This window comes from Bacillus alveayuensis (assembly GCA_030812955.1).
Lineage (GTDB): Bacteria > Bacillota > Bacilli > Bacillales > Aeribacillaceae > Bacillus_CB > Bacillus_CB alveayuensis.
This window is the reverse complement of record JAUSTR010000001.1, coordinates 815,467-839,021: the sequence shown is the minus strand read 5'-3', so window position 1 is coordinate 839,021 and position 23,555 is coordinate 815,467. Positions and strand designations below refer to the sequence as shown.

22 protein-coding genes are annotated in these 23,555 nt (G+C 36.8%); all 22 read right to left on the bottom strand.

Annotated features, from left to right (window positions below):
- Positions 1-279, bottom strand: a complete 279-nt coding sequence (locus J2S06_RS04240) for a DUF503 domain-containing protein (protein WP_044746876.1) — start codon at positions 277-279, stop codon at positions 1-3.
- On the bottom strand, positions 279-2,462 hold the full coding sequence (gene infB / locus J2S06_RS04235) for a translation initiation factor IF-2 (RefSeq protein WP_419151365.1): 2,184 nt from the start codon (positions 2,460-2,462) through the stop codon (positions 279-281). Before infB ends, J2S06_RS04240 begins: the two co-directional genes overlap by 1 nt.
- Positions 2,463-2,481: 19 nt before the next feature.
- A complete protein-coding gene (locus J2S06_RS04230) occupies positions 2,482-2,784 on the bottom strand; it encodes a YlxQ family RNA-binding protein (RefSeq protein WP_419151364.1) in 303 nt (100 codons plus the stop codon).
- A gap of 2 nt (positions 2,785-2,786) precedes the next feature.
- Positions 2,787-3,065 (bottom strand): RNase P modulator RnpM, encoded by a 279-nt coding sequence (gene rnpM, locus J2S06_RS04225; RefSeq protein WP_044746873.1) that lies wholly within the window; start codon positions 3,063-3,065, stop codon positions 2,787-2,789.
- Between the two features lie 11 nt (positions 3,066-3,076).
- Positions 3,077-4,180: a transcription termination factor NusA gene (nusA, locus tag J2S06_RS04220; protein WP_419151363.1), complete on the bottom strand. Its 1,104-nt coding sequence runs from the start codon at positions 4,178-4,180 to the stop codon at positions 3,077-3,079.
- 33 nt (positions 4,181-4,213) lie between these two features.
- The gene (gene rimP / locus J2S06_RS04215) at positions 4,214-4,690 is read right to left on the bottom strand and encodes a ribosome maturation factor RimP (RefSeq protein WP_044746871.1); all 477 of its coding nucleotides are present in this window, start codon (positions 4,688-4,690) and stop codon (positions 4,214-4,216) included.
- A 206-nt stretch (positions 4,691-4,896) separates the two neighbouring features.
- Positions 4,897-9,219, bottom strand: a complete 4,323-nt coding sequence (locus J2S06_RS04210; protein ID WP_419151362.1) for a PolC-type DNA polymerase III — start codon at positions 9,217-9,219, stop codon at positions 4,897-4,899.
- A 153-nt stretch (positions 9,220-9,372) separates the two neighbouring features.
- Positions 9,373-11,082 (bottom strand): proline--tRNA ligase, encoded by a 1,710-nt coding sequence (locus J2S06_RS04205; RefSeq protein WP_419151360.1) that lies wholly within the window; start codon positions 11,080-11,082, stop codon positions 9,373-9,375.
- Positions 11,083-11,153: 71 nt separating this feature from the next.
- Entirely contained in the window at positions 11,154-12,416 is a 1,263-nt protein-coding gene (gene rseP, locus J2S06_RS04200; protein WP_044746868.1) for an RIP metalloprotease RseP, read from the bottom strand.
- Between the two features lie 16 nt (positions 12,417-12,432).
- Entirely contained in the window at positions 12,433-13,578 is a 1,146-nt protein-coding gene (dxr, locus tag J2S06_RS04195; RefSeq protein ID WP_044746867.1) for a 1-deoxy-D-xylulose-5-phosphate reductoisomerase, read from the bottom strand.
- A 27-nt stretch (positions 13,579-13,605) separates the two neighbouring features.
- Positions 13,606-14,397 carry a phosphatidate cytidylyltransferase gene (locus J2S06_RS04190; protein ID WP_419151359.1) on the bottom strand — a complete coding sequence of 264 codons (792 nt, stop codon included), beginning with the start codon at positions 14,395-14,397 and terminating at the stop codon, positions 13,606-13,608.
- A gap of 14 nt (positions 14,398-14,411) precedes the next feature.
- Positions 14,412-15,185: an isoprenyl transferase gene (locus J2S06_RS04185; protein ID WP_044746865.1), complete on the bottom strand. Its 774-nt coding sequence runs from the start codon at positions 15,183-15,185 to the stop codon at positions 14,412-14,414.
- A 134-nt stretch (positions 15,186-15,319) separates the two neighbouring features.
- Positions 15,320-15,877, bottom strand: a complete 558-nt coding sequence (gene frr / locus J2S06_RS04180; protein ID WP_044746864.1) for a ribosome recycling factor — start codon at positions 15,875-15,877, stop codon at positions 15,320-15,322.
- Between the two features lies 1 nt (position 15,878).
- The gene (pyrH, locus tag J2S06_RS04175) at positions 15,879-16,601 is read right to left on the bottom strand and encodes a UMP kinase (RefSeq protein WP_044746863.1); all 723 of its coding nucleotides are present in this window, start codon (positions 16,599-16,601) and stop codon (positions 15,879-15,881) included.
- Positions 16,602-16,793: 192 nt separating this feature from the next.
- On the bottom strand, positions 16,794-17,675 hold the full coding sequence (gene tsf / locus J2S06_RS04170; RefSeq protein WP_419151358.1) for a translation elongation factor Ts: 882 nt from the start codon (positions 17,673-17,675) through the stop codon (positions 16,794-16,796).
- Between the two features lie 95 nt (positions 17,676-17,770).
- A complete protein-coding gene (rpsB, locus tag J2S06_RS04165) occupies positions 17,771-18,478 on the bottom strand; it encodes a 30S ribosomal protein S2 (RefSeq protein WP_044746861.1) in 708 nt (235 codons plus the stop codon).
- 138 nt (positions 18,479-18,616) lie between these two features.
- A complete protein-coding gene (locus J2S06_RS04160) occupies positions 18,617-19,105 on the bottom strand; it encodes a DUF6115 domain-containing protein (RefSeq protein ID WP_419151357.1) in 489 nt (162 codons plus the stop codon).
- Between the two features lie 14 nt (positions 19,106-19,119).
- On the bottom strand, positions 19,120-19,887 hold the full coding sequence (locus J2S06_RS04155; protein ID WP_044746859.1) for a FliA/WhiG family RNA polymerase sigma factor: 768 nt from the start codon (positions 19,885-19,887) through the stop codon (positions 19,120-19,122).
- Positions 19,888-19,931: 44 nt separating this feature from the next.
- The gene (locus tag J2S06_RS04150; protein ID WP_044746858.1) at positions 19,932-20,429 is read right to left on the bottom strand and encodes a chemotaxis protein CheD; all 498 of its coding nucleotides are present in this window, start codon (positions 20,427-20,429) and stop codon (positions 19,932-19,934) included.
- Between the two features lies 1 nt (position 20,430).
- Positions 20,431-21,057: a chemotaxis protein CheC gene (locus tag J2S06_RS04145; RefSeq protein WP_419151356.1), complete on the bottom strand. Its 627-nt coding sequence runs from the start codon at positions 21,055-21,057 to the stop codon at positions 20,431-20,433.
- Positions 21,054-21,500 (bottom strand): chemotaxis protein CheW, encoded by a 447-nt coding sequence (locus J2S06_RS04140; RefSeq protein WP_044746856.1) that lies wholly within the window; start codon positions 21,498-21,500, stop codon positions 21,054-21,056. The genes J2S06_RS04145 and J2S06_RS04140 overlap by 4 nt, the downstream gene beginning before the upstream one ends.
- 26 nt (positions 21,501-21,526) lie before the next feature.
- Positions 21,527-23,551: a chemotaxis protein CheW gene (locus J2S06_RS04135; RefSeq protein WP_419151355.1), complete on the bottom strand. Its 2,025-nt coding sequence runs from the start codon at positions 23,549-23,551 to the stop codon at positions 21,527-21,529.
- Between the last annotated feature and the right edge of the window lie 4 nt (positions 23,552-23,555).

Here is a 23,555-nt window from a genome sequence, read left to right as displayed (position 1 = left end):
TTAAAACCAATCGAATGTGGTAATCGTTCTTTCAATCTCTGGGAATGAATCAATGAGAGCTAATGCTCGATGAAGCTCTCGCTCCGTGATCGTTCGATTGGAGGAAATACAGACAATACCGATTTTCGTCCGTTGCCAAACATTTTGATAATCGATTTCCGCAACGGAAATGTTCAATTTTTGCTTTAGCCTCATCAACACTTTTTGCAAAACCGCTCTTTTTTCTTTTAAGGATTGTGCATCATAGATTAGACACTCACATTCGACAAGCCCTAACATTAACGTTTAATTTCCTCCATAACATATGCTTCCAAAACATCGCCTACTTTAATATCATTAAAGTTTTTAATTGTTATTCCACATTCATAACCTTGTGCCACTTCTTTTACGTCATCTTTGTAACGTTTTAAAGTATCAATTTCCCCTTCAAAAATAACAATTCCATCGCGAATTAAACGAATTCCACTATCTCGAGTAACCATTCCGTCCGTCACGTAGCAACCAGCAATTGTCCCGATTTTGGAAACTTTAAATGTTTGACGGACTTCTAATTGACCGATAACTTTTTCTTCATATTCAGGATCTAACATCCCTTTCATCGCTGCTTCAATTTCTTCAATCACTTTATAAATGATCCGGTGCAAGCGAATGTCAACATTTTCAGTTTCTGCTACCCTTTTCGCATTGGCATCTGGACGAACATTAAATCCAACGACAATGGCATTGGATGCTGATGCAAGAATAATATCTGACTCCGTAATAGCCCCGACACCAGTATGAATAATTTTCACTTTTACGCCTTCTACATCAATTTTTTGCAGGGCCGCTGTTAACGCTTCAACCGAACCTTGAACATCCGCTTTTACGATAATATTAATTTCCTTCATGTCACCTTGTTTTATTTGTTCAAACAAGTCATCTAAACTTAATTTCGCTTTTTCACTTCGCTCTTTCTCCAGTTGTTTTTGAGCCCGAGCTTCACCGATTTGTCGTGCTTTTTTCTCATCTTCAAACACCATGAAACGATCTCCAGCAAGAGGAACTTCATTTAAGCCCGTAATTTCTACAGGCATGGATGGCCCTGCCTCTTTTACACGGCGACCCATGTCATTCATCATTGCCCGAACACGTCCGTACGTATTACCAACAACAATTGGGTCTCCAACTTTTAACGTACCGTTTTGAATTAGTAATGTCGCGACAGGACCGCGCCCTTTATCAAGCTCTGCTTCAACAACCGTGCCTGTTGCTAAACGATTTGGATTCGCTTTTAATTCTTCTACTTCACTTACAAGTAGAATCATTTCTAGTAAATCATCGATTCCATCACCTTTTAGCGCGGAAATTGGAACAAAAATCGTATCGCCGCCCCAGTCTTCTGGCACCAAGCCGTGCTCCGTTAATTCTTGCATGACACGATCAGGGTTGGCTGTCGGTTTATCCATTTTATTAACAGCTACAATAATTGGAACGTTTGCAGCTTTCGCATGGTTAATAGCTTCAATTGTTTGTGGCATCACGCCATCATCTGCTGCCACAACTAAAACTGTTATATCTGTCACTTGGGCTCCACGAGCTCGCATTGTCGTAAAAGCAGCGTGACCTGGTGTATCTAAAAATGTAATTTTCTTCCCATTTACTTCAACTTGATAAGCACCAATATGTTGGGTAATACCGCCGGCCTCTCCTTCTACAACTTTCGTTTTGCGGATTGAATCAAGCAAGGTTGTTTTCCCATGGTCAACATGACCCATAATCGTTACAATTGGCGGTCGAACTTCAAGATATTCTTCTTTATCTTCGATTTCGTATTTTTCAAATTCCGTTTCATCAAAGACAACCTCTTCTTCCACTTCAACCCCGTATTCACCAGCAATTAATTCAATAGCATCTTTATCAAGATCTTGGTTAATCGTTGCCATTATTCCTAGCATCATTAATTTTTTGATAATTTCAGAAGGCTCTTTCCCTAGCTTTTCGGCTAATTCTCCAACTGTTAATGATTCTGAATAGGTGATTTTTTTCGGAAGCTCTTTTTTCACTTGTACTTGAGGAGCTTGTGTTTGCTTTTTATTTTTCTTGTTATTTTTCTTCTTTTTATTTTTATTTTTTTGGAAAACTTTCTTTTCGTTTTGCTGATGTTCGTTTTCGTGCTTTCTTCCCTCTTGTTTTCCGTTTTGTTTTTTGATCGGTTTTTTCTTAAGCACGACATCATTATGATCATCTTCATCATCCGAAAACGGAATGACTTTTTGATCAAGTCTCTTTTTCATTTCTCGTTTCGACTTTTGTTTTGCGTCCTGATCCTTTGATAATTGACGATTTAAACGGTCAACGATTTCCTCATCAATCATCGACATATGGTTTGATACATTGACGTTCATAGACTTTAATGTTTGTATGACTTCTTTACTTGAAATGTTTTTTTGTTTGGCATATTCATAAACTCTCATTTTTGCCATACGTTCACCCCCAAAAAAATTAATCGAGCAATGCTTTTATTGTTGAAGCAAATCCTTCATCCGTTACCGCAACAACGACGCGATGAGCTTTCCCAATCGCTTGCCCTAAAGAATACCTATCATTTACAAAGACAAAAGGGATCTCATAATAACGGCACTTATTTGTTATTTTTTTGATTGTATTATTTGAAGCATCTTGTGAGAGAAGGACTAGTTTAGCCCGTCCGTTTCTGATTTCTTTTAACACAAGCTCTTCTCCTGAAATTACTTTGCGTGCTCGATTTGCTAGTCCTAACAGACGATTCCATTTTTCGTACACCATCTTTAGGAACGTTTCTCCTTTTCTGCTAGCTCCATTAATTCATCATATATCGAATCCGGAACTTCTACGTTCAAATGATGTGCTAAAATATTTTTCTTTTTAGCTAATAAAATACAATCTTGATCTAATGTTAAGTAAGCTCCGCGACCATTTTTCTTCCCTGTTAAATCAACAAAAACCTCTCCTTCTTTAGAACGAACAATTCGAACAAGCTCTTTTTTCGGTTTCATTTCACCTGTTGCCACACATTTTCGCAAAGGTATTTTTTTGGCCTTTTTCATTCAAACCACCTCTATTCGTCTTGTTCTTTTTGCTCTTCTAAAAACAGTTTAGAACTCGTTTCTGGTGAATAAATTCCCATTGCTCTAGCATCTGATTCGCTCTTAATATCAATTTTCCACCCCGTTAATTTCGCTGCAAGGCGGGCATTTTGTCCGCGTTTTCCAATTGCAAGCGACAGCTGATAATCTGGTACAATGACTGTCGTTGCCTTTTCTTCTTCATCAACGATCACATCTAAAACTTTAGATGGGCTTAAAGCATTCGCAACAAATTCAACAGGATCTTTCGACCAGCGAACGATATCAATTTTTTCACCTTTTAATTCATTGACAATGGTTTGAACACGTTGTCCTTTTGGTCCAACACATGAACCTACTGGATCTACCTCTGGATTTTCGGAATAAACGGATATTTTTGATCGGTCTCCCGCTTCTCGAGCCACTGATTTGATTTCAACGGTACCATCATAAATTTCCGGTACTTCAATTTCAAATAGACGTTTTAATAAACCTGGATGTGTGCGCGACACAAAAATTTGCGGACCTTTTGTTGTTTTCTCAACTTTTGTAATATAGACCTTTATTCGATCATGAGGCTGATACGTTTCATTCGGCATTTGTTCGCTAACCGGAAGAAGTGCTTCAATTTTTCCTAAGCTAACATAAATAAATTTAGAATCAATTCGTTGAACAATGCCTGTCATAATATCTTCTTCACGGTCAATAAATTCAGCATAAATGACACCGCGTTCCGCTTCTCGAACTCGCTGCGTTACGACTTGCTTTGCCGTTTGGGCAGCTATACGTCCGAAATCTCTTGGAGTTACTTCAATTTCAACGGTATCACCAATTTCGTAATTTGGATTGATGCCTTTCGCTTCATCTAACGAAATTTGTAAACGCGGATCTTCTACTTCCTCCACAACTTCTTTTCGCGCAAAAACTCGTATTGATCCTGTTACACGATTTATATCTACTCGTACGTTTTGCGCTTGATTGAAATTGCGTTTATAAGCAGAAATAAGGGCTGCTTCAATTGCTTCAATAATGACTTCTTTTCCTATGCCCTTTTCCTTTTCCAAAACAGTTAGGGCATCCATTAGTTCACTGCTCATCGAATGGTTTTCCCCCTTGCGAATAAAAAATAATTAAAAGTTAAAAGTAACCGCTAACCTTGCTTTTGCTATTTTTTCATAAGGTATGATCACTTGCTTCGTTCTCGTTTTTATTTTTACAGTTAATGTGACGTTTTCACCATCAAAGCTCGTTAGTTTTCCTTCAAATTGTTTTTCGCCGTCAATTGGTTCATATGTTTTAATGGCTACATGTTTATTCAATGCCTTTTGAAAATCATCCGCATTTTTTAAAGGACGTTCTGCACCTGGTGATGAAACTTCTAGAAAATAATTGTGTGGAATGGGGTCAATTTCATCTAATCTTTCACTTAGCTTTTCATTTACTTGCCCGCATTCTTCAATATCTACACCTGTATCAGAATCAATGAACACTCGTAAGAACCAATTTTTCCCTTCTTTTACATATTCAATATCAACAAGCTCTAAATCCATTTCTTGAACAATCGGGGTCACTAGTTCTTCAACGAGCTCTGTTATTGGTTTTTTCATGATTTTCCTCCTCATGTTCGAGAGCTTTGAATGTTTAAATCCCTGCTACAGTAGCAGGGAATGATGAAAAGTTAGTGAATGAGAGGTGCTGTTTGTGCAATGCTAAAAACAATAGGAAAGAGTGGGTTTCCCCACTCTTTTTTCGTTGGCCGTTAGCATTTCCATATTGAATATAACATAACCAATTACGGAATGCAAATATCCGCTTAAAATAAGGATAATTGGTTTTGTTCAGGGAGAGACGTTAGACAGCCATGGTTATCAAGATATTCTAAAATGGTTTTTGATATACGACTACGTTCTCGTAAATCTTCTTTTGAAAGAAACTCGCCTTCCTCCCTTGCTTTCACAATATTTACGGCTGCGTTTGTCCCTAAACCAGGGATAGAGTTAAATGGTGGAATAAGCGAATCGCCATCAATAATAAATTCCGTTGCACTTGAACGATATAAATCCACTTTTTGGAATAAAAATCCTCGTTCACACATTTCAAGGGCCATTTCCAATACGGTTAATAAACTTTTTTCTTTTGGAGAAGCGTCTAATCCTTTCGCATTTATTTCTTCTATTTTCGCTCGAATCGCTGTTGACCCTTTAATCATCGTTTCAATATCAAAATCATCTGCTCGCACAGTAAAATAAGTGGCATAATATAAAAGCGGAAAATGCACTTTAAAATAGGCGATGCGAACAGCCATTAACACGTATGCTGTTGCGTGGGCTTTCGGGAACATGTATTTAATTTTTTTACAAGATTCAATATACCATTCTGGTACCCCATTTTTCCTCATTTCTTCTTCCCATTCAGGCTGCAAACCTTTCCCTTTACGAACGAACTCCATAATTTTAAAAGCAAGAGAAGGTTCTAATCCTTGATAAATTAAATAAACCATTATGTCGTCACGACAACCGATTACTTCACTTAATGTGCACGTTCCATTTTGAATTAATTCTTGAGCATTGCCTAGCCATACATCGGTTCCATGGGACAGACCTGATATTTGGACAAGCTCCGAGAACGTTGTCGGTCTTGTATCTTCCAGCATTTGCCGGACAAATCGTGTTCCAAATTCAGGGATTCCCAATGTTCCGGTTTTACACATAATTTGTTCTTCCGTTACACCTAAAGATTCAGTTCCACTAAAAATTTTCATCACTTCTGGATCATCAGTTGGAATCGTTTTCGGATCAATACCGCTTAAATCTTGCAGCATGCGAATGACGGTTGGATCATCGTGACCTAATATATCAAGTTTTAGCAAGTTGTCGTGAATAGAGTGGAAATCAAAATGGGTTGTTCTCCATTCAGCACTTGTATCATCTGCTGGATATTGAATCGGAGAAAAATCATAAATATCCATATAATCTGGGACGACAATAATACCACCTGGGTGCTGGCCCGTTGTTCGTTTCACTCCTGTACAGCCTTGTACGAGGCGATCAATTTCTGCTCCTCGCATATGAATGTTATGATCGTTTGCGTATCCTTTTACAAAACCATAAGCAGTCTTTTCGGCAACAGTACCAATTGTCCCGGCTCGATATACGTTATCTTCACCGAAAAGTACTTTCGTATAGTTGTGGGCACGCGGCTGGTATTCACCAGAGAAGTTCAAGTCAATATCAGGAACTTTGTCCCCTTTAAAACCTAAGAACGTTTCAAACGGAATGTCATGACCATCTTTATTATATTTAGCACCACATTTTGGACAATTTTTATCCGGCAAGTCGAAACCTGAGCCGACCGACCCATCATTAAAAAATTCAGAGTGCTTACATTCCGGACAAACATAATGTGGAGGAAGCGGATTTACTTCCGTAATTTCCGTCATCGTTGCCACAAAAGAAGATCCAACGGAACCACGCGATCCAACAAGATAACCGTCATCGAGCGATTTTTTTACTAGTTTGTGAGAAATTAAATAAATAACAGCAAACCCATGCCCAATAATACTTTTCAATTCCTTTTCGAGACGCGCTTCTACAATTTCTGGAAGAGGATCTCCGTAAATACTTTTCGCTTTGCTATAACTCATTTGACGAATTTCCTCTTCTGCCCCTTCAATTTTAGGCGTATATAAATCATCTTTTATTGGTTTGATATTTCCAATTAATGAAGCAATATATTGTGAGTTTTTCACTACGATTTCTTCTGCTTTTTCTTTCCCTAAGAATTGAAAGCATTCAAGCATTTCATTTGTTGTTCGAAAGTGAACATCCGGTAATGTATGACGATTTAATGGATTAGCCCCACCTTGTGAACTAATTAAGATTTTCCGATAAATTTTATCTTCCTTATTTAAATAATGTACGTTACCAGTCGCAACGACAGGGATATCTAACTTTTCTCCTAATTTAACAATATTTTTGATAATATCTCGAATCGCTGCTTCATTTCGAACAAGCTCTAACTCTATTAAATGACTGTACACTTCTGGAGGATGGACTTCTAAATAATCATAATAGGAAGCAATATCTTCTACCTCTTCAGGCGACTTTTGCATCATTCCTTCAAACACTTCACCTTTATCACAGCCTGAACCTACTAAAATTCCTTCCCGATGTTTATTAAGAACCGATCTTGGAATTCTTGGAACACGGTAAAAATATTCAATATGTGATAAAGATACGAGTTTAAATAAGTTTTTTAACCCAATGTCGTTTTGGGCTAGTAATATGGCATGGAATGGTCTTGAACGTTTATACGCATTTGCATCACCGAGCTTTTCATTCATTTCATCATGATATAAAACGCCTTTTTCCTGAACATCTTTTAACATTTTGATCAGCAAATATCCAGTAGCTTCTGCGTCATAAATCGCTCGGTGATGTTGAGTTAGTTCTATATCAAATTTTTTACAAAGTGTATTTAATCGGTGGTTTTTTAAGTCTGGATATAAAGAACGAGCAAGCTCCAATGTATCAATGACTGGGTTGTTTGCCTTCTTTTCTCCTAATAATTTTTTATAACCAACGTTTAAAAAGCCCATATCAAAGCTTGCGTTATGAGCAACTAAAACACTGTTAGCAACCCATTCCTTAAACTGACGTAAAACTTCATCGACATCTGGTGCATCCTTTACCATGTCATCCGTAATTCCTGTTAATTCAATGGTCGTTGCGGATAACGGTTCGTGTGGATTGGCAAACGATTCAAAGCGGTCGATAATTTCTCCGTTTTTTACCTTTACGGCAGCAAGTTCGATAATCGTATCGTACACAGCAGAAAGACCTGTTGTCTCAACGTCAAATACAACATACGTCGCATCTTCTAATAATAAATGAGATTCATTATAGGCAACGGGAACACCGTCATCAACAATGTTCGCTTCGAGCCCATAAATTATTTTTATGCCTAACTTTTTACTAGCGGAATATGCTTCAGGAAATGACTGTACAACAGCGTGATCCGTAATGGCAATCGCTTCATGACCCCATTTTTTCGCTTGTTCAGCGAGCTTGGAAATGGATGTCACAGCATCCATCTGACTCATTGGGGAATGAAGATGTAATTCAACACGTTTTTTTCCTTCTTCAGCAAGATCCATACGTTCTTTCGGTTTCATTTCGTTAATATCGTTGGCAATCATCACAAGGTCACGAACGAACGTATCATTTTGAATGCTGCCACGAACCTTTAGCCACATGCCCTTTCGAATCGAATGTAAAAGGGCTACATCCTCTTTATCTTTGGCAAACATTTTCACGAGAATTGAGTTCGTGTAATCCGTTATTTTAAAGGTGCATAACGTGCGGCCACTTTTTAGCTCTTTTGTTTCAACATCAAAAACATAGCCTTGAATAACAATTCTTCTCTCTTCTTCCATAATGCTATCTAACGTACGGATTTCTTCTTCCTCTTTAATTGGATAGCCAATGACCAGTGGTCCTTTTGCTTCGTCTTTCTCCTCTTCTTTGCTCGATTTTTCACGATTATCCATTTCAGCAATCGCTTGATACACTTTTTCTTGATCCTCTTTTTGTTTTTGTTCCTCAAATTTTCGAACCTCTTCATCTGAAATATGAATTTGTGTGTCAATTTGCAAGGAAGGAAACCCATATGATTCATATATGTTTCGAATATAAGTTCCATATTTATTCTTAATAGCCTGCGATTCTGTATCATTACGAGTATTGATCATTATTTTTAAACCTTGTACATTTGGAACTTGATTGGATAACAAAGAAAGAATGGGAGGAGATATACCATCAATTTCTTTTATACATGCTGGCCAATAGGATTGAATTATGGTTTCATTTACATGTGGATTTTCTACTTCAATCGAAAACGTTACATTCGCAATATGTGAAAAACTATTCACTAAGCGGCTATGAAACAGTTGATATACATGAAAAGGCAAAATATCATTTAATAAAAATTGAAAATGCCAAGACTTCTTTTGTTTATGAACCGTTAGTTTTTTAATCGCTCCGTTTTGGAAATATTGAACAAATTCATCATTTGTCAATTGTAATTGTTGGAGTAGGAGTCGAAATCGTTCCTTTTGTTCTGTCCGTTTATCATCCATTCAAAAACTTCCCCTCTCTCCATTTGTGAAGATACTTTTAAAAATAATATATTTTCCATAACAAACTGGAGGTACCTCAAATGAAGAGGTACCTTTTATAATCATCATAACATGAAAGGAATAAACCTTACATTTAATCTTTACCTTTGATGTTTATAAGTTTTGTAATATTTTTTGAATCGTATCTTTTAATTCACTAACAGGGACTTCCGTACTTTCACCTGTTTTACGCACTTTCACTTCGACAATTTCTTCATTAGCTTTTTTACCAATGACGACTCGTACAGGTATTCCAATTAAATCAGAATCAGCAAATTTCACGCCCGCACGCTCTTGACGATCGTCAAAAAGAACATCGAATCCGGCTAACGTTAACTCTTCATATAAGCGGTCTGCTAAAGTACGTTGTTCATCATTTTTGATATTAACAGGAATAACATGTACTTCAAACGGTGCAACGGCAGCAGGCCATATAATACCATTTTCATCATGGTATTGTTCGACAATAGCTGATAATGTGCGGGAAACGCCAATTCCATAACAACCCATAATAAATGGCTGGGCTTTTCCTTGTTCATCTAAATACGTCGCATTCATCGCTTCACTATAACGGGTACCAAGCTTAAACACATGACCGACTTCAATTCCTTTTGCAAACTTAATTGTACCTTTTCCATCTGGAGACGGATCTCCTTCTTGTATAAAGCGTAAATCTGCATATTGGTTAACCTTAAAGTCTCGTTCAGGATTTACCCCTTTAAAATGGGCATTTTCTTTATTAGCACCGCACACTCCATTCACGATGAAAGAAATAGCGTGATCTGCAACAATTTCTATTTTTTCACTATTCATCTTGATTGGACCAATATAGCCAGGTACACAACCAATAATATCTTTCGTTTCTTCTTCTGTCGCAAGTTCGACAATAGAAGCCTCATATAAGTTTTTCAATTTCACATCATTTACTTCATGATCTCCACGAACAAGGACTAGCACATATTTTTCATCGACTTTAAATAATAAAGATTTAATACACTTCGTTTTATCAATATTTAAAAATGCTGAAACATCATCGATTGTTTTTTGATTTGGTGTTTCAACCATCGATAGCTCTTCTTGCTCTTCATTTGATTTTTCATACTCCGCTACTACAGGCGCCATTTCAATGTTAGCGGCAAAATCAGATGAATCCGAATAAGCAATGGTATCTTCTCCTATTTCAGATAACACCATAAATTCATGTGTATCTTTTCCACCCATTGCTCCAGAATCAGCTAACACCGCCCGGAAGTTTAAGCCGCAGCGTGTAAATATATTGATATATGCATTTCGAATTTTTTCGTATGTTTCATCTAAGCTTTCTTTTGAGGAGTGAAATGAGTAAGCGTCTTTCATAATAAACTCACGACCTCGAAGCAAGCCAAAACGAGGTCGTTTTTCGTCACGGAATTTCGTCTGAATTTGATATAGTGTTAACGGTAGCCGTTTATATGATTTAATTTCATCGCGAACAAGGCTTGTGATCATCTCTTCGTGTGTTGGACCAAGAGCAAAGTCTCTCTCATGACGGTCTTTCATTCTCATAAGCTCAGGCCCGTATGAATACCACCGTCCTGATTCTTGCCACAATTCTGCTTGCTGAAGAGCTGGCATGATGAGTTCCACTGCTCCGGCACGATTCATTTCTTCACGGACAATCGTCTCAATTTTCTCGAGGACCTTAGTTGCTAAAGGTAAGTAGCTATATACACCACTTGCTGTTTGGCGAATAAATCCAGCACGCAATAAAAGCTGATGACTTTTCACCTCTGCATCTGCAGGAACTTCACGTAGCGTTGGAATAAATGACATACTCTGTTTCATTATTTGCACCTCAATTCTATCTTTAAACATCAATTTTTAAGAAAATATGAGTAATTGACACTTTAGATTTATTAACCATTAAAGAAAAATCGCTGAATATCATTCCATGTAACAACAAGCATCAATAGCATTAATAAGGCAAAGCCGATAAAGTGGACAATTCCTTCTTTTTGACGGTCAATCGGCTTTCCTCTTACAGCTTCTATGGCTAAAAATAAAAGCCGTCCCCCATCTAGCGCTGGTATCGGAAGCAAGTTCATGATCCCTAAGTTAATACTTAAAAGAGCCGTCCAATTTAAAAGATTCGTGATTCCTGTTTGAGCAATTTTTCCTGTCATATCATATATGCCTACAGGACCTGACAACATATCAATTGAAAATTGACCTGTAATAAGCTTTCCTATGCTTAGTAAAATTTCTTTCGTCCATTGGAAGGTTTCGACTGCTCCAAATTTAATTGATGAGAGCATCGTTTTTTCTACTGGGCTATATACGCCAATTAAACCAATCGTCTCTTCACCAACTTTTCGAGGTTCAGGTGTCACAGCATATTTTAACGTTTCACCATTTCGATCAATCACAAATGAAAGCTCTTTTCCTGGATTTTCGCGAACGATTTGAACGACGTCTGTCCATTCATCTACAGGCTGACCAGAAATAGATTTCACAATGTCCCCTTCTTTTAGACCGGCTTCAAGCGCTGATCCGTCAGGCGTTAATTCTCCTAATACCGGTTCATTTATAGGAGCACCTTGAATAAAACCTAGTGCAAATAATACGACAAAGGCTAATAAAAAGTTCATTAGCGGCCCAGCGACGATGGCTAAGGTACGTTGCCCTAATGTTTTCGATGAAAATTGTCGATCATATGGTGCAATTTGGATTTCTTCACCATCTACAACAAAAAATGAAGTTTTGCTTACTTCAAATCGCTCTAACGTTTCTTCTCCTTGTTCATAACCTGTGATGAACATCTCATGTTCTAGATCAGCATGTTCAACCTCTATTACTTTCGCTTCGGGATATTTATCTTTATTATTTAAAATAATTTTGTTGACATGACCATTATCATCAAAAAGTAATCCAACATAATAACCTGCTTTGACCTCTATTACTTCTGGATCTTCTCCAGCCATTCGAACAAATCCGCCAATCGGCAATAATCGAATCGTATAGACCGTTTCATTTTTCTTAAATGAAAATACTTTCGGGCCAAAGCCAATTGCAAATTCCCGACATAATATTCCTGCTCTTTTGGCAAAGATTAAATGACCAAGTTCATGAAAAAATACGAGAGCGCCAAAAATTAAAACAAACGCTATTACTGTATTCACAGGCAAAACCACCTTTTTAAATTAATGATTGAACAAAAGCTCTAGTTATTTGATCCACCTCTAATATTTCTTCTAATGATGGATTTTTGATCGCTTCATGCTTTAAAAGAGCCTGCTCAATAAGTTCTTCAATGGCAAGAAAAGAGATCGAACCTTTTAAAAATGCATCGACAGCTTCTTCATTCGCTGCATTTAAAACAGTTGGCATTGTACCACCTATTTTACCCGATTCATAAGCAAATTTTAAACAACGAAATCTTTCAAAATCAACCGTTTGAAAGTGAAGTATACCAACTTTAGCCAAATTTAGTCGTTCTGTTGTTTGTAACGGGAAACGATCCGGGTATGTAAGAGCGTATTGAATCGGGACTTTCATATCTGGTGTGCCTAGCTGTGCAATAACACTTCCATCATGAAATTCTACCATTGAATGAATAATGCTTTCTTTATGTAATAAAACCTCTATTTTGTCATAGGGGATAGAAAATAACCAATGCGCTTCAATCACTTCAAGTCCTTTATTCATCATCGTTGCTGAATCAATCGTGATTTTCGCCCCCATTGACCAATTTGGGTGGTTTAATGCTTGCTCGATCGTTACATCCACTAATTCTTCTCTCGTTTTATCACGGAAGCTTCCCCCAGAAGCAGTTAAGATTAAACGCTCCACATTTTTTTGCTTTTCACCTTGTAAGCATTGAAAAATAGCCGAATGTTCACTATCAACAGGTAATAAATTCACTTGATGGCGCTCAGCAAATTCTGTCACAATATGGCCTGCTGTTACTAAAGTTTCTTTATTTGCAACCGCAATATCCTTTTTCGCTTCAATTGCCCGCAGAGTTGGAATTAAACCGACACTACCAATGACCGCGTTGATCAAAAGATCTGCTTGATAATATGTTGCAGCCTCAACTAAAGCTTCCTCTCCAAATTTTACATCGATATTTTCTGGACAATCGTAACGTATTTTCTCGTACACTTCTTTTGATTGAACGGCAACAAATTTAGGGCGAAATTCATGAATGGCTTTTAACCCTAGTTCGACATTTTGGCCGAAAGACATCGCAACAAGCTTAAACTGCTCGGGATGCTGTCTTATTACTTCAAGTGTTTGTTGTCCGATCGAACCAGTCGCGCCAAGTAAACTAATGTTTCTCACATTGTCACTCCCAATCGTTCTATTCCGTCATAGTGTAGTGAGTAAAAAATATAAAATAGGTAAAACAAATAATAAACTATCAAACCGATCTAAAATTCCACCATGTCCTGGTAAGATGGAGCCTGAATCTTTAACATGGTAATGCCTTTTTAATGCCGATTCAACTAAATCACCAATTTGTCCAAAAATCGACACAAAAATAGAAATTATGATTAATTGAAAGTATGATGGTACAAAGTGTGTAATTTCTTGAAAAATAAAGGCAACCAAAACAGCTGAAGCAATTCCTCCAAAAAAGCCTTCAATTGTTTTATTCGGACTAATTTCTGGCCAGAGCTTGTTTTTTCCAAACTTTTTCCCGATAAAGTAAGCTCCAGAATCTGTTGCCCAAATGAGAAACATCGCAAAAAAAATGTTTTCAAGACCGAGAATTCTTGTTTCAATAAAAAAGTAAAAGCCGACCCCTACATAAAGAGTAGAAATAATCGTAAAACCAACATCATCAAATGTAAATTTATTTTTTGTCATAACCGTGTATGTTAAGAAAAACATTACAGCTAGAAATACAGTGCCGACCTTACTTATATTTATATCATTTAATATTTCAATATAACGGACGGGAAATAACAGCACCCAAAGAAGAAGTATACTAACAATTCCAGGAACAGATAGGATCGAAATTTTTTTCATTCTTAATAATTCAAACAATCCGATGGATCCCATTAAGTATATCAAAATCGTAAACGGTGTTCCGCCGATTACAACAATTGGAATAAATAATGCTAACGCAATGACTGCAGTTATAATCCGAGTTTTCATGGAATAATCACCTTCTATACGCCGCCGAACCTGCGACCTCTTTGTTGATAATCACGAATTGCTTGAAGAAAATGCTGCTCAGAAAAGTCCGGCCAAAACACATCAGTAAACCAAAATTCCGTATAAGCTAGCTGCCATAATAAAAAGTTGCTAAGGCGAAGCTCACCACTTGTACGAATTAGTAAATCTGGATCCTTAAAAGAACTTGTCATCAAATACGATGAAAACAACTGTTCATTTATTTCTTCTAATGAAATAACCCCATCTTTATAAAATTTAGAAATTTCCTTAACTGCCTGAAGAATTTCAGCTCGACTTCCGTAATTTAAAGCAAAATTCAGTACTAAACCGGTATTATTTTCGGTATCTTTCATTGCTTTTTGAACAGCCCGTTGGGTATGTTCAGGTAGTTTCGTTAGATCGCCAATTACATGAACTTGGACATTTTCTGTAACAAGCTCAGGTAAAAAAGTATTCAAAAATTCTTCTGGCAGCTTCATTAAATAATCGACTTCAGTTTTTGGTCTTTTCCAATTTTCTGTCGAGAATGCATATAATGTTAACACTTTAATTTCTAATTCATTAGCTAATTTTGTTATTTTCCGAACAACCTTCATTCCTTCATGATGCCCGGCCATCCTCGGTAAAGAACGTTTTTTCGCCCATCTTCCATTCCCATCCATTATGATCGCAACATGTTCAGGAATTTCATACTCTTTAACCTTTTCGACCGTTAAAGTTTGAGTGGATTGTTCGGAGTTTGTCCATTTTTTGATGAAATTAAACATGTGAATCCTCCACAGAGAAAATATCTCATGAATTTGACCTAACAGGTCATCAATAGAGAGCTTAGTTTTAACAAAAAAACCCCCTATTGAGTGAAGAGGGTTTTTTGTACATTTCTATTTTACATAGAAACGGATTAAACTTCCATGATTTCTTTTTCTTTGTCTTTTGTGGCAACATCAATTTTTCCAACATACTCATCTGTTAATTTTTGAACATCATCTTGAAAGCTGCGCAACTCATCTTCCGTAATCTCGCCGTCTTTTTCTAATTTTTTTAACTCATCATTCGCATCGCGACGAATATTTCGTACTGCAACTTTTGCATCTTCTGAATATTTTCGAACTAACTTAGCTAATTCTTTACGACGTTCTTCTGTAAGTGGCGGAATGGAAATTCGGATAACAGAACCATCACTTGTAGGTGTTAATCCTAAATCAGATTTCAAAATCGCTTTTTCAATTTCTCCTATAGAGGATTTGTCATAAGGCTGAATAACTAATAAACGAGCTTCAGGAACATTAATCGAGGCTAACTGATTGATAGGTGTTGGTACGCCATAATAATCAACCTGTACTTTGTCTAATAAAGAGGCGCTTGCACGACCAGCACGAACACCAGCAAGTTCACGTTTTAAAGCCGAAACTGCTTTTTCCATTTTTTCCTTTGCTTGATCAAGTACTTGTTTGGACATTTTATTTCCCCCTTACGATTGTTCCAATATTTTCACCTAAAACAGCGCGTTTAATATTTCCTTCTTCCATGATCGAGAAGACAATTAAAGGAATATCATTGTCCATACATAGTGAAGAAGCTGTAGAATCCATAACAGCCAATCCTTCTTTTAGAACATCTAAGTATGATAAATGGTCATATTTGACCGCTGAAGCATCTTTTGCAGGATCAGCACTATAAACCCCATCAACATTGTTTTTCGCCATCAGTATAACATCAGCTTCAATTTCCGCCGCACGCAATGCCGCAGTCGTATCTGTTGAAAAATAAGGGTTTCCTGTTCCAGCAGCAAATATGACGACTCGTTTCTTCTCAAGATGACGAATCGCTTTTCTTCTTATGTAAGGTTCTGCTACTTGGCGCATTTCAATGGACGTTTGAACTCGTGTTTGGATTCCTAATTTTTCGAGACTATCTTGGAGAGCTAACGAGTTCATGACAGTTGCCAACATTCCCATATAATCTGCTGTTGCTCGATCCATGCCCATTTCGCTGCCGATTTTTCCTCGCCAAATGTTGCCGCCACCAACAACAACGGCTACTTCAACACCAAGTTCAGCAATTTCTTTAACCTGTTTCGCAATCGATTGAATGACCGTAGGATTGATTCCAAATCCTTGTTGACCAGCTAAAGCTTCACCGCTCAATTTTAGGACAATACGTTTATATTTCGGCGTTTCCATAATGACCTCCAACATTTCATTGCTGCCTGAAAAATGATGGCATACAACGGACTGATGATTTCGAAAAAAGGGGAACACATCACAGTGTTCCCATTATTTCATCTTAAAGGAAGACTATTCGCCCCACTTCTTTTTCTCGACAAAATGAGGAATGGACTTCCTTTCGCAGGTAAAAACGAAATCAAAGTATCCTTATTTTTTCACTTGATTCATGACTTCTTCAGCGAAATTATCTTGTCTTTTTTCAATTCCTTCACCAACTTCATAGCGAATAAACGCTTTGACAGAAGCACCTTTAGATTTTACGAATTCACGAACTTTTTCATCTGGATTTTTAACATAGTTTTGATCAAGCAAACAAATTTCTTCAAAGAATTTACCTAAACGGCCTTCAACCATTTTTTCGACAATGTGTTCAGGCTTCCCTTCATTAAGAGCTTGTTGTTTTAGAACTTGACGTTCATGATCGACTTCAGATTGTGGAACCTCGTCACGGGAAATGTATCGTGGGTTCACAGCTGCAATGTGCATCGCAACATCCTTTGCTACGTCTTCATCTGTTGTTCCTTCTAATACCGTTAATACAGCAATACGTCCTCCCATGTGCAAGTAGGAACCGAAAGCGTCTTGATCAGACTTTGCAACAATTTCAAAACGACGAAGCGTAATTTTTTCTCCGATTTTTGCAATCGCTTCGTTTATGTAGTCTTGGACAGTTGAGCCGCTATCCATTGTAGAAGCTAATGCTTCATCAAGATTAGAAGGCTTTTTCTCTAAAAGATGAGAAGCTAATTGGTCTAATAATTGTTTAAAAGAGTCGTTTTTTGCGACGAAATCTGTTTCAGAGTTAACTTCGATAATAACCGCATTATTCCCATCTGTTTTAATTAAGGCAGAGCCTTCAGCAGCAATGCGATCAGCTTTTTTGGCAGCTTTCGCCATACCTTTTTCACGTAGATAATCGATTGCTTTATCCATATCTCCATTTGTTTCTGTTAACGCTTTTTTACAGTCCATCATGCCAGCGCCTGTTTTTTCGCGTAGTTCTTTTACCATTTGAGCTGTAATAGCCATGATATTTCCTCCTTTAAAATGCTTTTATGTATGAAATGCATAGTTTAAAAAAAGGTGATAAAAGGCTCGCATCCCCTCTTATCACCTTTTGCTCATTAAGCAGTTGTAGTTGTTGTTTCTTCACCTTGTTTTGCTTCTAAAACAGCATCTGCAATTTTAGAAGTCAACAGTTTAACTGCGCGAATTGCATCATCGTTTGCAGGGATGACGTAATCAATTTCATCCGGATCACAGTTTGTATCAACAATACCGATAATCGGAATGTTTAATTTGCGTGCTTCAGCAACTGCAATACGCTCTTTTCGAGGGTCGATGATGAATAGCGCATCAGGAAGTTGTTTCATTTCTTTAATGCCGCCTAAAAATTTCTCAAGGCGTTCCAATTCTTTTTTCAGCTGAACAACTTCTTTTTTCGGAAGTACATCAAACGTACCATCTTCTTCCATTTTTTGAATGTCTTTTAAACGTTTAATTCGCTTTTGGATCGTTGCAAAGTTTGTTAAAGTTCCACCTAACCAACGTTGGTTAACATAAAACATACCAGCGCGTTCTGCTTCTTCTTTAACAGATTCTTGAGCTTGTTTTTTCGTACCAACGAAAAGAATGGTTCCGCCATTTGCCGCTAAATCTTTGGCAAATTGGTACGCTTCTTCCACTTTCTTTACCGTTTTTTGTAGGTCGATAATATATATGCCGTTACGCTCAGTGAAAATATATTTTTTCATTTTAGGGTTCCAACGGCGAGTTTGGTGTCCAAAATGTACACCGGCTTCTAATAATTGTTTCATAGAAATAACTGACATATTCTTTCCTCCTATGGTTTTTCATCCTCCGCCCGCATCATCTTTAAGCATGACTGCAAGGGACGCAGCACCTATGCTTAAATCTTCGGACGTGTGTTTTAACACCAAAAACAAATATATCATATGGGGAGATGACAATCAAGAAGGAAATCCATCATTTTCATTAAATTTAATGAAAAGTTCTATCTCTGTTTTCCCTACATTTAATTTTTTGGCAATTTCTTCTAAAGTATACCCTTCTTTTTTCAATTGAAATGCTTTCGTCCGTAAATCCTCTTCTTGATTGCCTTCTTCCATATCGATGATATCTTCTTTTGACTGCAGTAAATTTTCTAAATGCTTGGGAACGTCTTGTTCATCATGTTCGTCGGTCCGATGTGACGATGTATGTGACATAATGCTTTCACTCTGATCGCCAAGCTTTGCTTGTAATTGCATTAAAAATTTTTCATTTTCATCTTTCATTTCGATGAGAAAAAGAGAAAGAGCATCTTCGGCTTCTTGAAGAAGTTTTCGTTGCGATTCTTCATGCTGTTTGATTGTACGATATTTTGTAAACAAAATAATAATTAAATAAAAAGTGACGAAATGTAAGAGAAAACTTATGAAAAGAATTACTGTACTCATCCTATTCCCTACTTTTATGTTAAAAGTTTTTCTAAAACTGATTTTAGTTTAAAAAGTGCACGCGAGTGGATTTGTGAAATTCTTGAAGTCGATAAACCTAAAACTTGACCGATTTCTGTTAACGTTAATCCTTCTTTATAAAACAAACTAATGACCATTTGTTCTTTTTCATTTAATTGAGAAATTAATTCAGACAATTGCTCAAATAATTCATTTTCTAAAATAAGCTCTTCAGGTGTCTTCGTTTTTTCATCCTTAATTAAAATCTTAACATTTTCTCCATCTTCTTGATCATGTAAATGTTCATCAATGGATAAAACATTTGAAAAAAAGTTTTCATTTACCACTTGAATCACTTCTTCTGTTGTCATGTTTAGTTCTTTTGCCACTTCATCCGGTGTTACATTGCGCAAATATTTTTGTTCTAATTTTTCAATCATTGCTTCTACTTTTTTGGCTTTTTCTCTCGAGCTTCTTGGCAACCAATCTTCTTTTCGTAATCCGTCTAAAATGGCGCCCCGAATCCTAAAAGTAGCATAAGTGTCAAATTTTAAATCTCGTTTTGGATCATATTTTTCAAGTGCGTCATATAAACCATACATTCCTAAACTAAGCAAGTCTTCTTTATCTACATTTTTTGGAAGTCCTATTGATATGCGCCCAACATGATAACGAACTAAAGGCAAATATTTTTTCATCAGCATGTCCCCAGCTTGAGCATCCCGCGATTGGATCCATTTTTCCCAATAACGCTTCTCTTCATCCATTGTCGCCTGGGTCATTATTATTCCTCCTTAGGCAATCGGAATCAATCATCTACAATATGTTAAATGTTCTTTACCCCATTATTGACTGTTCGAATCAATAAAGAGGTTGTTTTTGGATCAAATTCGATCGTTCTTCCGCTTTTCCCTCCTACATCCTCGCTTATGAGGGGGATGTTGTATTTTTTTAATTGTTGTTTAACAGACTCAACATTTCGCTGTCCGATTCTCATGATGTTAGATGTTGTCTGAAAGGAAAACATTTGTGCTCCCCCTGCCATTTTTGCTTTTAAAGAAGCAGTCTGTAAGCCAATATTTTGAAAGTTTTCAATGAGGGTTTTGACAGCTGTATCTGCATATTTCGCCTTATTGATCGTTTTTGTTTTGGATAATGAAGAATCTGGAAGCATAATGTGAGCTAAGCCAGCTATTTCCAATTGTGGATGAAAAATAACTAAACCTACACAAGAACCAAGGCCAGATGTTCGAATTTTCTTTGGAGCTTTCACGAACTTTATTTCAGCTATCCCAACTTTAACGACGTTATCCATTTGATTCATTCTACGAAACCTCTAACTTTTCAAAAATTTTCTTATATACATCAACATTTGGCATAAAGAATATATGTCCTGAAAGAAAGTCATCTTCTGGCTGTTCGTCATCTTTGATAACTGTATCAATAATTAATGCTCGGTCACTATTTTGGGAAAGCTCAATAAAGCCATGGCTTATAATAGCTCCAAACATATCAAATGATAAAGATGGGACAGATGGATGAATCAATAATTTTGTTAAATCTGCTAATGCAGCAACATATGACCCCATTAAAATATTTCCTAATTCCTGCAAGGCAGATGTTTCAATTTCCGTTATTTCATATTTGTTAAACACGGACATACTACCTAATAGTTCTTTTAAATACCTTTCCGCTTGTTTAACAGATAAGACAAAAAACATGGATCCAGATATATCGCCTTCCAATCGAAAATAAATCGCAATTACTTCTTCTTCCGAACCTACTATATCAATAATTTCATTAAACGAACCAATTTTCACATCTGGCACCTTCATATAAATTTTTTTATTTAACATGTTAGAAAGAGCTGTAGCAGCATTTCCTGCTCCAATATTCCCTATTTCTTTTAAAAGATCTAATTGCCGAGTAGAAAAGTCAAAAAATAAGCTCATTTTCCATACCCCTGTAAAACATGTTCTAAATCAAGCAACATAATGATCCGTTTTCCAACCTTTGTCACACCTTTAATAAACTTGGATTCTACCCCTCCTACCACTTCGGGAGCAGGTTCAATTTGATCTTCCGTTATATCAATGACATCATGTGCTGCATCAACGACTAGCCCAACATCTATTTCATCTTTACATGAAATAATAATTCTGGTTTGTTCATTTGTATCGGCTTCTGGTATTTGAAGACGTGTGCGAAGATCAATAATAGGAGTGACGACGCCGCGTAAATTAATCACTCCTTTGATAAATTTTGGGGTGCCAGGAACTCTCGTAATATGGCTAACTTTTTCAATCGATTTTACTTCTTGTACGAAAATACCATAATCTTTTTCTTGTAATTGAAAAACAATGACCTTTAATTCTTTGCTTTCCGTTTTCGTCATGCCGATCTCTCCTTATCAGGAAACTGTTATTTGATAAGAGCATTGCAATCAATGATTAACGCAACTTGACCATCCCCTAAGATTGTCGCTCCTGAAATAGCAAATACATTCGTTAAATATTGACCTAACGATTTCAATACAATTTCTTGTTGGCCAATAAAGGAATCGACGACAAGGCCCGCCATTTTATCACCTTTTTTGACAACGACGACAGAATAGTGATCCTCTTCGGATTTAGTTGGCACTTCAAATAGTTCTTCTAAAAATACGAGCGGAACAATGGTGCCACGATAATCAATCACCTTATAATCGTGAGTATGTAAAATGTCTTCTTTCCTCACGACAAGTGACTCAATAATTGACGAAATAGGAATTCCGTATTTTTCGTCGCCAATCTCCACTAACATGACTGAAATAATCGATAAAGTAAGTGGGAGCTGAATGGAAAATAACGTTCCCTTTCCTTCTTCCGAATCGATCGTAATGTTTCCGCCTAATGATTCAATTGTATTTTTGACAACATCAAGGCCGACACCCCGACCAGAAACATCCGAAATTTTTTCAGCTGTCGAAAAACCAGAAGAAAAGATTAATTCATATATTTGTTTTTCCGTTAACGTTTCGCTCGCTTCCTTTGTAATGATTCCCCGTTCAATCGCCTTTTGCAATATTTTTTTATGATTAATCCCTGCCCCATCATCCTCTATTTCGATAAAGACATGATTGCCGCTATGATATGCGCGAAGAATGAGTTTTCCTTGTTCGTCCTTCCCTTTTTGAATACGAACTTCTGGTGTTTCAATACCGTGGTCAATAGCATTTCGAATTAAGTGAACGAGAGGATCGCCGATTTCATCAATTACCGTCCGGTCAAGCTCTGTTTCAGCACCTATAATTTCAAGCTCTATTTGTTTGTTTAAATCACGAGCAAGCTGGCGAACCATTCTCGGAAAACGATTAAAAACCGTCTCAATCGGAATCATACGCATATTTAAAATAATATTTTGTAAATCACCAGATACTCTTGACATTTTTTCTACCGTTTCTTTTAATTCCGCATGGTTTAAGTCTTTTGAAATTTGCTCGAGCCTGCCTTTATCAATGACCAGCTCTTCAAATAAGTTCATTAATATATCGAGACGATCAATATTGACACGAATCGTTTTCGTTGATGCTTTTGATTGCCATGTTTTCGTTGATTTTTTTTCTTTCCCCTTCTTCGGTTGTCGTGAAGCTGCCTCTTTTTCCACTGCTTGAACCGTTGCTGCAACTTCCTGTACACTGTTTTTCTCTGCTTTGATAGGTTGTTCATTAGATAGAGGTTTAATGTCGACAGCTTCAATTTCTGATACTTTTAATATTTTTTTTCTAATTTCTTCTTTTTCTTCTTTCGAAATATAAGTAACTATAAATTGATAGTCGAACTTTTCTTCTTCTAACAAGTCTACAGAAGGAGAAGATTTAATAATTTCCCCATTTTGCTCGAGCAGTTCAAATACCATAAATGCTCGCGCTGCCTTCAACAAACAATCGCTACGCAAAGTAACAGTGATTTCGTACACATGAAATCCTTGCTCTGTTGATTGATTAATAATTGTCTGTTCATATTCATCATATTCTTGTTGACCGAAAGACTCATCACTGCTTTCATCGTTCGATGTCTCTATTTTTTCCCCTTTTTCAATCATTTCTAGTTTTTGAACAATGTGAGACACATCTTTTTTTCCATCACCACCTGATTCAATGGATACGACCATCTCTTCCAAACTTTCCATTGCCAAGAACAAGGCATCCACAATTTCCGGTGTTACACGAATCGTTTTGTTTCTTAATGCATCTAGAACATTTTCCATTTTATGAGTAAGATGGGCCAAGTCTTCAAAGCCCATTGTGGCACTCATGCCTTTTAATGTATGAGCTGAGCGGAAAATTTCATTAACAATGGATAAATCATCAGGATTCTTCTCTAACTCTAGTAATTTTTCATTGCACGTTTGAAGATGCTCTTTGCTTTCTTCTAAAAAAATATCTAAATATTGGTTCATTTCCATATAA